This window comes from Dyella thailandensis (assembly GCF_050749815.1).
Taxonomy (GTDB): domain Bacteria; phylum Pseudomonadota; class Gammaproteobacteria; order Xanthomonadales; family Rhodanobacteraceae; genus Dyella_A.
This window is the reverse complement of record NZ_CP192735.1, coordinates 2,091,918-2,104,067: the sequence shown is the minus strand read 5'-3', so window position 1 is coordinate 2,104,067 and position 12,150 is coordinate 2,091,918. Positions and strand designations below refer to the sequence as shown.

Genomic DNA, 12,150 nt, shown 5'->3' with positions numbered 1-12,150 from the left:
GTGCTGGCTCCCGACCGGGGCGCTCGGTATCGTGCCGGTTTTGCCGCTCGCGCCTCGCTCCATGCCGTCATCCCGCCTGCTCGGCCCCGCCGATCCCGCCCCGTTCACCGTCTATCGCGCCAATGGCGCCTCGCCGTTCCTGCTCACCTGCGACCACGCCGGCCGCGCGGCACCCGCCGCGCTGGGCGACCTAGGCGTGCCGGCGCCGGAGTGGGATCGCCACATCGCCTGGGATATCGGTGCGGCCGGGATGGCGCGGGTGATCGCCGAAACGCTGGATGCCTGGCTGATCTGCCAGACCTATTCGCGGCTGGTGATCGACTGCAACCGCCCGCTGGACGCGCCCGGTTCCATCGTCACGATGAGCGAGCGCACCGCGGTGCCGGGCAACCACGAGCTGACCGCCGACGCCGTGGCGGCCCGGCGCGAGGAGATCTTCCAGCCCTACCACCAGCGCACGGTGGCCGAGCTGGACCGGCGCGCCGCCGCTGGCCGGCCGACGATCCTGGTCACCGTGCACAGCTTCACGCCGGTGTTCATGGATAACGCCCGCGCGTGGGAGCTGGGCGTGCTGTACCAGCGCGACGCGCGGCTGGCCCACCCGTTGCTGGAGGTGATGCGCGCCGACGGCTGGTGTGTGGGCGACAACCAGCCCTATGCGGTGAGCGATGCCACCGACTACGCGATCCCCGTCTACGGCGAGCAGCGCGGCCTGCCGCACGTGGAGCTGGAGGTGCGCCAGGACCTCATCGCCGACGCCGAGGGTCAGCGCGTGTGGGGCGAGCGCATGGCGCACTGGCTGCTGCGCGCTGCTCAGCACGCCGGGCTGATTCCCCCGCCGTTGTAGTTGTAGGAGCCCGCTCGCGGGCGATGCCTTGGCTTCGATGCGGCATCAGGGCCCAAGAGCATCGCCCGCGAGCGGGCTCCTACAAGGGAGGGGGTGGGTCGTTATGGGGCGGGGACGCGAGCGCTGTTGATGCCGAGTTTCTGCAGCTGTGCCTGCACGCTGTCGGGGCCTGCCAGGTGCGCGGCGCCCACCGCGATGAACACCGTCCCGGGCGTGTCGAGCATGGCCTTGATGCGGCTCGCCCAGCGGGCGTTGCGCTGCACCAGCAGGCGTTGATAGAGCGCCGGCGTCTCGCGCTTCATCAGGTCGTTTTCCAGCCGGGCGATGCCCGCATCGTCGCCGGCCTGCCACGCATCCAACAGCGCCTGCAGTTCGATGCTGGCGTGGTCGGCCTCATGCACGGTCTGGCGCAGCATGTCCAGCTGCATCGCGGTCGGCATGTCGGCGAGGAAGTGGATCTGCTGCTCGGCGGTTTCCAGCGCGCGCACCGGCTTGCCCGCCTTGGTCATCATCTCGCGCAACTGCCGGTCGACGCCGCGCGCCGGGTCCAGCCCGGCCTTGGTCAGCGGCGCCAGCGTCAGCGTGAGGGTGGCCAGCCAGGGGCGCATCACGTTGAGCGCCGTGGTGCCCGGCAGGGCGGCCTTGCGCGCGGCCAGTTCCAGCCGGTGGAAGTCGCCGGAAGAGAGCAGGCTGGACAGCGGATGCGCTGCATCGATGCCCAGGCGCAGCACCAGCGCGGTCATGTTGGCTGGGTTGTCGTCGGTGATCTCCACCATCAGCGCGTCGCTCTGCGCCAGCGCGTGGTCGAGCGCGTCGTAGTGCCAGTCGGCATTTTTCGGCAGCAGGTGGATGGTGCCGAACAGGTACAGCGTGGTGTCGGCATCCTTCACCACCCACAGCGCCGGCTTGGCGAGGGACGGGGTAGGCAGCAGCGCAAGCGCGAGCGCAGCCAGCAGGGCGAGGACGGCGTGTCTCACAGCGGGCGCAATTGCTCGTCCAGCGAGCGGGTCTGCGCGGTCACCTCGTCGCCGGTGTGGCGCGTGCTGCGGCGCTCGACCAGCAGCAGGTGGCACTCCTCGTCCGCCACCGGATGGTGGCGCACACCCTTCGGGACCACGCACATCTGGCCGGCGCCCAGTTCCACTACGCCGTCTTCCAGTTCGATGCGCAACGAGCCGCGCAGTACGTAGAACAGCTCGTCCTCATCGGCGTGGCTGTGCCAGGTGAGCGAGCCGTGCACCTTGGCCACCTTCACCAGCGTGTCGTCCACCGCTGCAAGCACGCGCGGTGACCAGAGTTCGTCGAGCCGCGCGGCGGCGTCGGTGGGGGTCAGTACCGGGATCATGCCGCGACGGTAGGGCGCAGCGCGGCGGCGATCAAGGTCGTGGACTCACGCCGCGGCGGGCGCGCCAGCGTGGCGTTCGCGCTTGGCGGCAAGCAGCTGCGCATCGGCGCGGTCGAACGCCTCCATGATCGGCTCGCCATCGCCCACGCCCACCACGCCGAAGCTGGCCGAGAGCGGGCGGGACATGCCCGCCACGGTGAGCCCGGCCAGCGCCTGCGCCAGCCGCGTGGCGGTGGCCTGTGCCCGGTCCAGCGCCAGCCCCGGCAGCAGCACCATGAATTCGTCGCCGCCGAAGCGGCCCACCAGGTCCGACTGGCGCAGCTGCATGCGCAGCGTGCGCACCAGGCCCACCAGCACCTGATCGCCTGCGGCGTGGCCGAAGTGATCGTTGACCTGCTTGAACTCGTCGATGTCCAGCACGATCAGCGACACCGGCAGGCCCTGGCCGTGCGCATCGACCAGCTCTCGCGCGGCGCATTCGAAGAAGTACGCCTTGGTCGCCACGCCGGTCAGCCCGTCGCTGAGCGCCAGCTCGCCGAGCTGCCGGTTCTGGGCGATCAGTGCGGGCACGCCCAACCCGAAGCAGGCGCTGGCGGCAATCACGCAGATGGCGAACTGGTAGACCAGCGCCTGCCCGACCAGGCCCAGCGCCGCGACCATCACGGCCACCGTGGTGCCGAACAGCGCGATGCTGGCGGCGCTGCGCAACGGGCTCTCGGTATGCACGATCCACATCTGCGGCAGGATCAGGAAGAACAGCGCAAAGGCTGCCTCGTGCCCGTCGGTACGCGCGCTCAGCAGCAGCACGCCCAGCACCAGCATCACACTCAAGGCGAGCTTGCCCACGTAGGCGCCACGCCCGCGCGTCTGTGGCTGGAACGACAGCCCGCCCAGCCAGGCCTCGATCGAGGGATAGCGCAGGCTCAGCAACCCGATGAACAGCGGGGTGAAGACCAGCACGCCAGCCATGTCGCCGATCCACCACGGCAGCCACAGGCCCGGCGTCGCGGCCGGATCGAGCATCTCGGCCAACGCGAGCGCGCGCACACCGAGCAACGCGGCAGCCAGCGCGGCGAGCGAGCCGATCGCGAGAAACGCCATCACCACAGCCGGTGCGGTGGGCGTGGCGCGACGGCGGATCAACCGTCGCAGCAGCAGGGCGCCGGTGCCGTAGGCCAGACAGTGCGCGCCAGCGAACAGCGCGCCGGCGCCGAGCAGGTAGCCCGGTGGCGTACCGGTGAGGTACAGGCGGTCGATCCACAGCGTGGCCGCCATGGCGCAGGGCACCAGTACCGGCAGCGCACGCCAGCCCATCACCAGCAGCGCGGCAAAGGTCAGGCCGGCGGACGGGAACCACAGGCTGGCATGGGGCGCGTACTGCATGAGGCCGGCCATACGCCACAGCGCCAGCCACGCCACCGCCAGCACGAGATAACGGTAGGCCACGCTGCGCTGCGCGCCCCATTGCGCCCACTGGCGCAAGCGTCCGAAGTCGTTTGCCGTCATCACGCTCCCCCCGTGCAAGTGCCGCCTCGCGGGGTCCCCCGACCCCGGCGAGCAGTATGCCGATCAGCCGACCCGTTCAGCAAAATCGCCGCGTCGACGGCGACCGCCCGGGCCGGTCCGGATCATCTGGCCTCGACCGCATCGAGGAACTTCACCAGCCCGGCGAAGTAGGTCTGCTGGTCGTCGTACATCGACATGTGGCTGCCCTTGGGGCACAGCAGCAGCTGGCCCTTGGGCAGCTTCTTCGCCATCTGCGCCATGTAGTCCGGATCCATGGTGTCGTACCTGCCGGCGATCACCAGCGTCGGCACGGTGATGGTGTGCAGGTCCTTGCTGCGGTCCCAGTGCTCCAGCACGCCGCTGGCGCCCAGTTCGCTGGGGCCCTGCATCAGCGTGTAGATGTGGCTGTTGACGTGGCCGAACGCGCGGGTCACCGGCTCGGGCCACTGCGCCTGCGGCATGCGCAGCACGTGCTTCTCGTAGTGCATGGTGGTCAGGATCTGCATGTAGCGCGGGTCGTCGGTGCGATGCTCGGCCTCCATCGCCTTCACTTCGGCCAGCTGCTTGGGATCCATCGCCGGCTCGAGCACGTGCTTGGCGTACTCGTTGTACTGCGGGATCGAGTCGACCATGTTGGAGATCACCAGGCACTTCAGGTGCTGCTGGTATTTGAGTGCGTACTCCATCGCCAGGATGCCGCCCCAGGAGTGGCCGAGCAGGCAGAAGTTGTTCTTGTCCAGGTGCAGGGCCTGGCGTACCTGCTCGACTTCCTCGACGAAGCGGTCGGTGGTCCACAGCGCGTCGGTGCCCGGGCCCTTGGGCTGGTCGGAATAGGCCGAGCCGAGCTGGTCGTAATAGATGTATTCGATGCCGGCGGCGGGCAGGTAGCTGTCGAACGCCTCGAAGTATTCGTGCGTCATGCCCGGCCCGCCGTGCAGCAGCAGCACGGCCAGCTTCGGGTTGTTGCCCACGCGCTTGGTCCACACCCGGAATTTCCCGAGCGGGGTGGTGATCGGAATCATCTTCACTCCGCCGGAGAGCACGTCGTCGTGCCCAGCGTGGCTGTAGTAGCTGGCCGGTGGCGCGGACTGCGCGGCGGCGGCGAACGGCAGCACGAGGGCGGCCAGCAGTGCGGCAAGCTTGTTCATGGCGTTTCTCCCCGGGAAAGCGCCATGACTATCCCGCCGGCCGCCGCCGTCGGCAAGTCAGACCAAGGTCCGCCCCTCAGCGCGGCGCGCGGTAGCCGCCCGGCACGCCGTGCTGGCTAAGCACCAGCTGCCACAGTTGGTCGCGCCGGCTGCGGAACACGGCGGCCGACACGCCCAGGTAGAAATGCCACATGCGGCGGAAGCGCTCGTCGTAATGCGCTGAGAGCTCCGGCCAGGCGCGATCGAAGTTGTCACGCCAGGCCATCAGCGTGCGGTCGTAGTCGGCGCCGAAGTTGTGCCAGTCCTCCACCACGAACAGTCCTTCCAGCGCGGCGGCGACCTGGCTGGCGGCGGGGATCATCGAATTGGGAAAGATGTACTTCTCGATCCACGGGTCCGGTTGCGCCGGCGCACCGTTGCTGCCGATGCTGTGCAATACCGAGAGGCCGTCTTCCCGGAGGCAGCGCCTCACCGTCTCGAAGTAGCTGCGGTAGTTGCGCCCCCCGACATGCTCGAACATGCCGATGGAGTAGATCGCGTCGAACGGCTCGTCGAGCTCGCGGTAGTCCTGCACGCGGATCTCGATCGGCAGCCCCTGGCACAGCTCGCTGGCGAAGGCGGCCTGCTCGGTGGACACGGTGATGCCCACGCCTTCCACGCCGTAACGCTCGGCGGCAAACTTCAGCGCCTCACCCCAGCCGCAGCCGATGTCCAGCACGCGCTGGCCGGGCCGAAGCCCGAGCTTGCGGCAGACCAGGTCGAGCTTGGCCTCCTGCGCGTCGTCCAGGTTCTCCGCCTGCGCCCAATAGCCGCACGAGTAGACCAGCCGCTTGCCGAGCATGGCGCGGAACAGGTCGTTGCCCAGGTTGTAATGGGTTTCGGCGACCTCGAAGGCGTGCTCGCCGCGCTGCCGGTTGAGGAAGCGGGCCTTGAGGTGCGCGAGCAAGGTGTCGAGCGTGCGCAGCTCCTGGTCCAGGTGCGAGGAGAGGATGCGGGTGAACATCCCGGGGAGGTCGTCGGCGTCCCACCAGCCGTCCATGTAGGCCTCGCCCAGGCCCAGCGAGCCGTGCGAAAACACGCGGGCGTACAGGCGCTCGTCGTGTACGCGCAGGTCGCAGGGGCGATCGCCGTTGATCTCGATACCGGCCAGGGACAGCAGCTGTTCGGCCTTGCGTCGCAGCGAATCCGAATGCATCGGCGCCTCCTACGCGTTGCGGGTACGGTGGGCCGGCGGCCGACGAGACGTGGCGCTGCGGACGCGACCCGAGCGGCGATCGTACAACTGCGCCAAGGTCGCCAGCATCGGCCAGGCCGCGTCGGTCGCGCGTCAACGTCGCGCTAGGACGCCTCGACCACCCCGAACTCCGCCGGGAAGCGCGCCCAGAACAGCGGCGCCTTCTCCTCCTTCACCAGTGCCACCAGGGTGTCGGCGGTAGCCGCGTCGACGATGAACTCCACCAGCACGCATTGCTCCCCGGCCAGCTCGAAGAAATGCGCGGCGTTGATCTGCCCGTGGCGACCGAAGCCGGCAATGGTCTTGAACGCCGAGCCGCCGTGGACGTGGTGTTTCTTGGCCGCCTCCAGCAACCATTCGTACAGCAGCATGCCGTGGTGCTTCTGGTTCTCGTGCATGTAGAAACGCAGCGAATAGCCGTTCATGCGAATGCTCCGAAAGGTGGTGGCAGGCGCCTCAGCGGGCGGCGGTGAGGGCGCGGACGAGGCCGATGCCGGCCAGCGTCATCGCCAGCGTGCCGATCACGTGGACGCTGACAATCGCCAGCATCCACGCGTACTGCTGGCGCAGCATCAGCGTCACCGTCTCGGCCGAAAAGGTGGAGAACGTGGTGAGCCCGCCCAGGAAGCCGGTGGTAAAGAACAGCCGCGCGGCCGGCGAGAGCGCGTCGAACTGGCTGAACACGCCCATCGCCAGCCCCATCAGCAGCCCACCAAGCAGGTTGGCGCCCAGCGTGCCCAGCGGCAGCGTGGGGAACAGCGGGTTGAGCCAGAAGCCAAGCATCCAGCGAAGCACCGCGCCCAGGAAGGCGCCGCAGCCGACAGCAAACAAAGAGGTGAGATCCATGCGCATCCGGATTCCAGCAGTCGTGGTGCGGGCGCGGTGGGCATCGTCAGGCGGCGCCTGAAAAAATGCCCGGCCACCCCGCGAGGGGTTCAACCAGGCATCATCAGCCTTGCGGCGGTTCGGGGAGGCATGCCATCTCCCATCTGTCAGGCGATCGTAGCAAATGCGGCCCGCGGCCGGTCAACTGCGCCGCGCTGGCGATATGCTGGCGCGCCTGCCCGCCGACTGTCCGAAGCGCCCCATGACTTCCGCCGCCCCCACCGTTCCGCGCAGCCTGCCATGGCTGCTGGCGGGGTTGTCGATGATCGGCCCGTTTTCCATCGACGCGGTGTTTCCGGCGTTTCCGTTGATCGGTGGTCACTTTGCGGTGGACGACACGGCGCTGCAGCAGCTGATCAGCGTCTATCTGCTCACCTACGGCGGGATGAGCCTGTTCCACGGCGCCATTTCCGACGCGATCGGGCGCAAGCCGGTGATCATCGTGGGCATGCTGGTGTACGCGCTGGCCTCCGCGGGCGCGGCGATGTCCACCTCGTTCGCCATGCTGCTGGGCTGCCGCGCGCTGCAGGGCGCCTGCGCCGGTGCGGGTCTGGTGGTGGGGCGCGCGATCGTGCGTGATTCGCTGCAGGGCGCCGCGGCGCAGAAGCTGATGTCGCGCGTGATGATGATCTTCGGCGTAGCGCCGGTGATCGCGCCGATGGTCGGCGCGCAGCTGCTGTGGCTGGACGGCTGGCACGGCATTTTCTGGCTGCTCACCGCGTTCACCGTGTTGATGGCGGTGGCGCTGGTGGCGCTGCTGCGCGAGACCCATCCGCCTGAGAGCCGCACGCCGTTCGTGCCGCGCGAGCTGGTGGCGACCTACCTCTCGTTCGGGCGCGATCGGCCGTTCGTGCCGTTGCTGATCTCCAGCACGATCAACTTCTGCGGGCTGTTCCTGTTCATCGCCTCGGCGCCGCGCATCGTGCGCGAGTTGCTGCATCTGTCGGCGCAGGGCTTTCCCTGGCTGTTCCTGCCGGTGGTGGCGGGGCTGGTGTTCGGCGCGTGGTTGTCGGGGCGACTGGCCGAGCGGCACAGCGTGACTTTCACCGTGAACCTCGGTTACGCCTCGATGGGCTCGGCCTGCCTGCTGCACCTGCTGGGCGGTCTGCTGGCGCCCGCCGGCGTGCTGCCCTGGTCGATGCTGCCCTTGGTGCTGCACGGCATCGGCGTGCAGCTGGCCTTTCCCACCCTGACGCTGCTGCTGCTGGACCGTTTTCCGCAGCGCCGCGGTGGCGCCTCCTCGGTGCAGGCGTTCGTCAGCCTGCTGCTCAATGCTGGCGTGGCCGGTGTGCTGTCGCCGCTGCTGTCCTCCAGCCTGCTGCCGCTGGCGGTGGGCAGCAGCGTGCTCACCGGCATCGGCTGGCTGGCCTGGCGCTGGTACCAGCGGCGCCTGCGCGAAACGCCGCCCGCGCCGCCGCCGCGCGACGTGGAACTGCAGGCGCAGATTGCCGAGCCGCGCTGAGCGAAGCGCCCGAACATGAATCGTTCCCCGGCGCGGCTTTGACATCGACGGGCGAGGCTGGGAGCCTCAGGGGGTCTGCCACGCAGACAGTCTCCGTTGCCGTCGAGCGCTCGCGCCGCGGCATCACCCTCCCGCGGAACGGCATGGCCATCGCCAGGCGATCCCCATGCCCCGCCTTCCCGAAGGAGTTCTTTCATGACGAACCTGACCCGTTCGATCCTTGCCTCGCTTTCGCTGACCCTGGCGGCCGGTGCCGCCCAGGCGCAGAGCACGTCTCCGACTGCCCCGCCCGCATCGGCGACGCCGCCGACCCAGTCACAGCCCTCGCAGCAGCCGCAGCCGCAGCCAGCCGATCCGGCGATGGCAGCGCGCTGCACCTCCACCGCCAAGAGCATGATCGGCGCGCTCGACCGCAGCGACATGACGGCGGCCACCAAGTCGTTCGACCCGAAGCTGCACGAGAAGCTGCCGGACGACAAACTGAAGGAAGGCTGGGCGTCGCTGGGACAGAAGTTCGGCCAGCGCTCGGGTTTCGGCCAGGCCCAGAGCCAGCAGATCAATGACGTGACCGTGGTGTTGCTGCCGATGACCTACCAGCGCGGCAAGGTCGGTGCGCAGGTTGCCTGCAACGACAAGGGCGCCGTCCTCGCGTTGCAGATCGGCCAGATCGCTCCGCCAAACACGTCCACCAGCCCGGGCATGACGCCGAAGGCGCCGTCCGGCGGCTGATCGGCACCGCCTCGCGCAAGCCCGGACGGGCGCACCCTCGGGTGCGCCCGTTTGCTTGTCCGCCGTGCGATGCACGTCGCGCGGCGAGGGTTGGCATGACTTCTGCCATGCGGCATCGCGCGCCGTCGCACTTAGGCTGCGCGCTCCCCAGCCATCAAGCGCCGCGTTTCGTGGCTCGCCCGCATGCTCCCACTCCGTGACAGTTTTCGTGGTTTCCCGTGGCGCCGCCTGGCGGTCGTGTCGCTGCTGCTGTTCGGCTGCGCCGGCATGCGCACGGCCGAGGCCGCCGATGGCGGCGCCGGGATCAAGGTCGACGGGCACATCGATCCGGCCGAGTGGGCCGGCGCCCGGCACATCACCGATTTCCGCAAGGTGCAGCCGCTCAACGGCGACCCGGCCAGCCTGCCGACCGAAGCCTGGGTGCTGTCCACGCCCAAGGGCTTGGCAATCGCCTTCCGCTGCATCCAGCCGCCGGGCGTGCCGCGCACGCGGCAGCGCATTCGCCGCGACGAGCAGGCGCAGGTGGACCGGGTCAACCTGATGATCGATTTCAACGGCGACGGTCGCACCGGCTACGACTTCACGGTCACGCTGAGCAACGACATCGACGACGCGGTGATCACCAGCGAGACGACGTTCAACACCGACTGGGACGGCAACTGGAAGCATGCCGTGAGCGAGGACGCCCGCGGCTGGAACGTGGAGATGCTCATCCCCTGGTACATCGCCCCGATGCAGGCCGCCGACGGCGACGCGCGTACCGTGGGCATCTATCTGGACCGCGTGATCGGCTCCACCGGCGAACGCGACGCCTGGCCGGTGGCCAGCTTCAGCCGTGCGCGCTTCGTGTCGGACTTCACCCCGGTGACGCTGCCGGCCTACAACCAGCCGCTGCTGGCGGTGACGCCCTATGTGGTGGGCGTGCGCGACCAGGTGCGCGGGCGCGACCAGGGCAAGGCGGGCGCGGACATTTTCTGGAAGCCGAACGGGCAGACCCAGCTCACCGCCACCATCAACCCGGACTTCGGCCAGGTGGAGAGCGACGATCTGGTGGTGAACTTCGGCGCCGAAGAGACCTTCTTCACCGACAAGCGGCCGTTCTTCACCGAGAACCAGGGCATCTTCGATTTCAGCCTGCTGATCGACAACAGCCAGCTGATCTACACCCGGCGTGTCGGCGGCCCGGCGGACGACGGCAGCGGCGCGGCCGACGTCGAGGGTGCGGTGAAGCTCAATGGCAGCGTCGGCACCACCCAGTACGGCGTGATGGCGGCGCAGGAAAGCGGCGACGCCGGGCGCAGTTTCGGCGCGCTGCGGCTGGAGCACGATTTCGGCGCGCAGGCGCTGGGCCTGCTGGCTACGCATGTGGAGCGGCCGTTCCTCGATCGCGACGCCAACGTGCTGGGCATCGACCATCGCTGGCAGCCGAACGACAAGCTCACCGTCACCAGCAACGTGGTCGGCAGCCGCATCGACCAGCACGGACAACTGGTGACCGGCGTGGGTGCCACCAGCGTGGTCGAGTACGAAATGAACGAGCGCTGGACCCAACAGTGGCTGGCCATGCATTTCGACGACAAGCTCGACGTCAACGACTTCGGCTATCTGCCGCGCAACAGCCTCAACTACCTGCACTGGGAAGTGCAGCGCCGTTACGCCAATCTGCCGGCCGATTCGAAGTACGCCTCACACCGCTGGCGATTCCGCATCATCGGGATGGACAACGACCGCGGCGTGAAGCTGCAGCGGCAGTTGCGGATCATCCGCCAGAGCCAGCTGCGCGATGGCGGCGAGGAGGACATGCAGCTCAACCTCAACACGCCGGCCTACGACGACTTGCTGACCCGCGGTCACGGTGTGCTGCGCATTCCCGCGATCCATCTGTTCGACTGGACGCGCACCAGCCCGCGCCAGGGCGACTGGGCGTGGAAAAGCGAGATCACCGCTTCCGGCAGCGACCGCGTGGGCATGCGCCGGATCGGCTACGAGGTGCTGTTCGAGCCGACCTACTTCTTCAGCGATGCGCTGAGCGTGTTCGGCGGGCCGGATTACCGCTACCAGCCGGAGTGGCTGGTGTGGCAGCACGACAACCTGATCGGCAGCTTCGACAGCCACTCGATCCTGCTCGACGCCGGCGTGAACTGGAACATCAGCGGACGCCAGGAGCTGCGGGTGAAGCTGCAGGCGCTCGGGCTGGACGCGCGCCTGCGCGGCGCCTATCGGGTGAACCCGGACGCGCGCGCCGTGCGCACCAATGATCCGGTCAACGATTTCAGCGTGCGCAATCTAGGGTTCCAGATCCGCTACCGCTATGAGCTGGCGCCGCTGTCGGATCTCTACGTGGTCTATGCCCGCGGTGGCTACCTGCTGGATCCGCGCTACACCGAGGCCGGTTCGCAGTTCGCCCAGAGCTTCGACCTGCGCGACAGCGAGCAGCTACTGGTCAAGCTGTCGTACCGCTTCGAGCTCTGAGTTCCACCGGGAGCTGCCGGTCGAGCAGGAACTGGCGGGCGTTCTCCGCGTCCTGCTCGAACCAGGCGCGGGTCGAGCCGAGCCGGAACGAATAGCCCCAGGCGTCCATGTCGGCCATCAGCCGATCGCGCCCGACACCCGGGAGCGCATCGGCCAGCACGATCTGCAGGTAGCAGGTGGCGTCCTCTTCCTCGATCGAGTCGGTGGCGTCGGTGTGCACCGCGGCGCGGCGCTCCGGCGGCAGCACGATCAGGTGGCAGGCCTCGTGCAGCAGCGAGTGCACCGGCGTGTCGCCGCGGGCGTAGACGGTGGTGCCAATGATGCCGGCCTCTTCGTCACCCCAGAAGCTGCCGGGGATCGGCTCGCCGTCGGCGACGCGCTCGAGCCGCAGGTCGAAACGCGCAAGCAGCGCCGCGGCCGGCGCCTCGCCCAGCTCTGCCAGGCGCAGCACGGCGTCGACACTGGGCGCATGGACGGGAGCCGTGGGATGCATGCCGGTCAGCTATTCAGCCGCACGCCGTG

At 68.8% G+C, this 12,150-nt stretch carries 12 protein-coding genes and 1 riboswitch; of the genes, 4 read left to right on the top strand and 8 right to left on the bottom strand.

Features of this window, described 5'->3' with window-relative positions; translation table 11 throughout:
- Positions 1–61 precede the first annotated feature (61 nt).
- Positions 62–847 (top strand): N-formylglutamate amidohydrolase, encoded by a 786-nt coding sequence (locus ACQVBX_RS09760; protein WP_431633902.1) that lies wholly within the window; start codon positions 62–64, stop codon positions 845–847.
- A gap of 101 nt (positions 848–948) precedes the next feature.
- Here ACQVBX_RS09760 and ACQVBX_RS09755 read toward each other — a convergent pair whose 3' ends face one another.
- The 7 genes from ACQVBX_RS09755 to crcB form a co-directional block, all read right to left on the bottom strand.
- Entirely contained in the window at positions 949–1,824 is an 876-nt protein-coding gene (locus tag ACQVBX_RS09755; RefSeq protein WP_431633901.1) for a TraB/GumN family protein, read from the bottom strand.
- On the bottom strand, positions 1,821–2,192 hold the full coding sequence (locus ACQVBX_RS09750; RefSeq protein ID WP_431633900.1) for a cupin domain-containing protein: 372 nt from the start codon (positions 2,190–2,192) through the stop codon (positions 1,821–1,823). The genes ACQVBX_RS09755 and ACQVBX_RS09750 overlap by 4 nt, the downstream gene beginning before the upstream one ends.
- A gap of 45 nt (positions 2,193–2,237) precedes the next feature.
- Complete coding sequence (locus tag ACQVBX_RS09745) at positions 2,238–3,698, bottom strand: diguanylate cyclase (protein WP_431633899.1); 1,461 nt, start codon at positions 3,696–3,698, stop codon at positions 2,238–2,240.
- 122 nt (positions 3,699–3,820) lie between these two features.
- A complete protein-coding gene (locus tag ACQVBX_RS09740; protein WP_431633898.1) occupies positions 3,821–4,846 on the bottom strand; it encodes a proline iminopeptidase-family hydrolase in 1,026 nt (341 codons plus the stop codon).
- 76 nt (positions 4,847–4,922) lie between these two features.
- The gene (gene cfa / locus ACQVBX_RS09735; RefSeq protein WP_431633897.1) at positions 4,923–6,041 is read right to left on the bottom strand and encodes a cyclopropane fatty acyl phospholipid synthase; all 1,119 of its coding nucleotides are present in this window, start codon (positions 6,039–6,041) and stop codon (positions 4,923–4,925) included.
- Positions 6,042–6,184: 143 nt separating this feature from the next.
- Positions 6,185–6,505: a DUF190 domain-containing protein gene (locus tag ACQVBX_RS09730; protein ID WP_431633896.1), complete on the bottom strand. Its 321-nt coding sequence runs from the start codon at positions 6,503–6,505 to the stop codon at positions 6,185–6,187.
- A 31-nt stretch (positions 6,506–6,536) separates the two neighbouring features.
- The gene (crcB, locus tag ACQVBX_RS09725; protein ID WP_431633895.1) at positions 6,537–6,926 is read right to left on the bottom strand and encodes a fluoride efflux transporter CrcB; all 390 of its coding nucleotides are present in this window, start codon (positions 6,924–6,926) and stop codon (positions 6,537–6,539) included.
- A gap of 87 nt (positions 6,927–7,013) precedes the next feature.
- Positions 7,014–7,075: riboswitch (Fluoride riboswitch) on the bottom strand.
- Between the two features lie 92 nt (positions 7,076–7,167).
- On the opposite strand from crcB, the gene ACQVBX_RS09720 reads away from it, so the two are divergent.
- The 3 genes from ACQVBX_RS09720 to ACQVBX_RS09710 all read left to right on the top strand — a co-directional run bounded on the left by ACQVBX_RS09720 (position 7,168) and on the right by ACQVBX_RS09710 (position 11,628).
- Positions 7,168–8,427: a multidrug effflux MFS transporter gene (locus ACQVBX_RS09720; RefSeq protein ID WP_431633894.1), complete on the top strand. Its 1,260-nt coding sequence runs from the start codon at positions 7,168–7,170 to the stop codon at positions 8,425–8,427.
- A 195-nt stretch (positions 8,428–8,622) separates the two neighbouring features.
- Positions 8,623–9,156 (top strand): DUF3887 domain-containing protein, encoded by a 534-nt coding sequence (locus ACQVBX_RS09715; protein WP_431633893.1) that lies wholly within the window; start codon positions 8,623–8,625, stop codon positions 9,154–9,156.
- Positions 9,157–9,339: 183 nt separating this feature from the next.
- Positions 9,340–11,628 carry a DUF5916 domain-containing protein gene (locus tag ACQVBX_RS09710; protein ID WP_431633892.1) on the top strand — a complete coding sequence of 763 codons (2,289 nt, stop codon included), beginning with the start codon at positions 9,340–9,342 and terminating at the stop codon, positions 11,626–11,628.
- Here ACQVBX_RS09710 and ACQVBX_RS09705 read toward each other — a convergent pair.
- Entirely contained in the window at positions 11,600–12,121 is a 522-nt protein-coding gene (locus ACQVBX_RS09705) for a hypothetical protein (RefSeq protein ID WP_431633891.1), read from the bottom strand. The two genes, ACQVBX_RS09710 and ACQVBX_RS09705, sit on opposite strands and share 29 nt — an antisense overlap.
- Between the last annotated feature and the right edge of the window lie 29 nt (positions 12,122–12,150).

Bases quoted from the DNA above. Each gene is read 5' to 3' on its own strand.
- ACQVBX_RS09760 (WP_431633902.1), top strand. From the start codon at position 62: ATGCCGTCATCCCGCCTGCTCGGCCCCGCCGATCCCGCCCCGTTCACC.
- ACQVBX_RS09750 (WP_431633900.1), bottom strand. From the start codon at position 2,192: ATGATCCCGGTACTGACCCCCACCGACGCCGCCGCGCGGCTCGACGAA.
- ACQVBX_RS09745 (WP_431633899.1), bottom strand. From the start codon at position 3,698: ATGACGGCAAACGACTTCGGACGCTTGCGCCAGTGGGCGCAATGGGGC.
- ACQVBX_RS09740 (WP_431633898.1), bottom strand. From the start codon at position 4,846: ATGAACAAGCTTGCCGCACTGCTGGCCGCCCTCGTGCTGCCGTTCGCC.
- cfa (WP_431633897.1), bottom strand. From the start codon at position 6,041: ATGCATTCGGATTCGCTGCGACGCAAGGCCGAACAGCTGCTGTCCCTG.
- ACQVBX_RS09730 (WP_431633896.1), bottom strand. From the start codon at position 6,505: ATGAACGGCTATTCGCTGCGTTTCTACATGCACGAGAACCAGAAGCAC.
- crcB (WP_431633895.1), bottom strand. From the start codon at position 6,926: ATGGATCTCACCTCTTTGTTTGCTGTCGGCTGCGGCGCCTTCCTGGGC.
- ACQVBX_RS09720 (WP_431633894.1), top strand. From the start codon at position 7,168: ATGACTTCCGCCGCCCCCACCGTTCCGCGCAGCCTGCCATGGCTGCTG.
- ACQVBX_RS09715 (WP_431633893.1), top strand. From the start codon at position 8,623: ATGACGAACCTGACCCGTTCGATCCTTGCCTCGCTTTCGCTGACCCTG.
- ACQVBX_RS09710 (WP_431633892.1), top strand. From the start codon at position 9,340: ATGCTCCCACTCCGTGACAGTTTTCGTGGTTTCCCGTGGCGCCGCCTG.
- ACQVBX_RS09705 (WP_431633891.1), bottom strand. From the start codon at position 12,121: ATGCATCCCACGGCTCCCGTCCATGCGCCCAGTGTCGACGCCGTGCTG.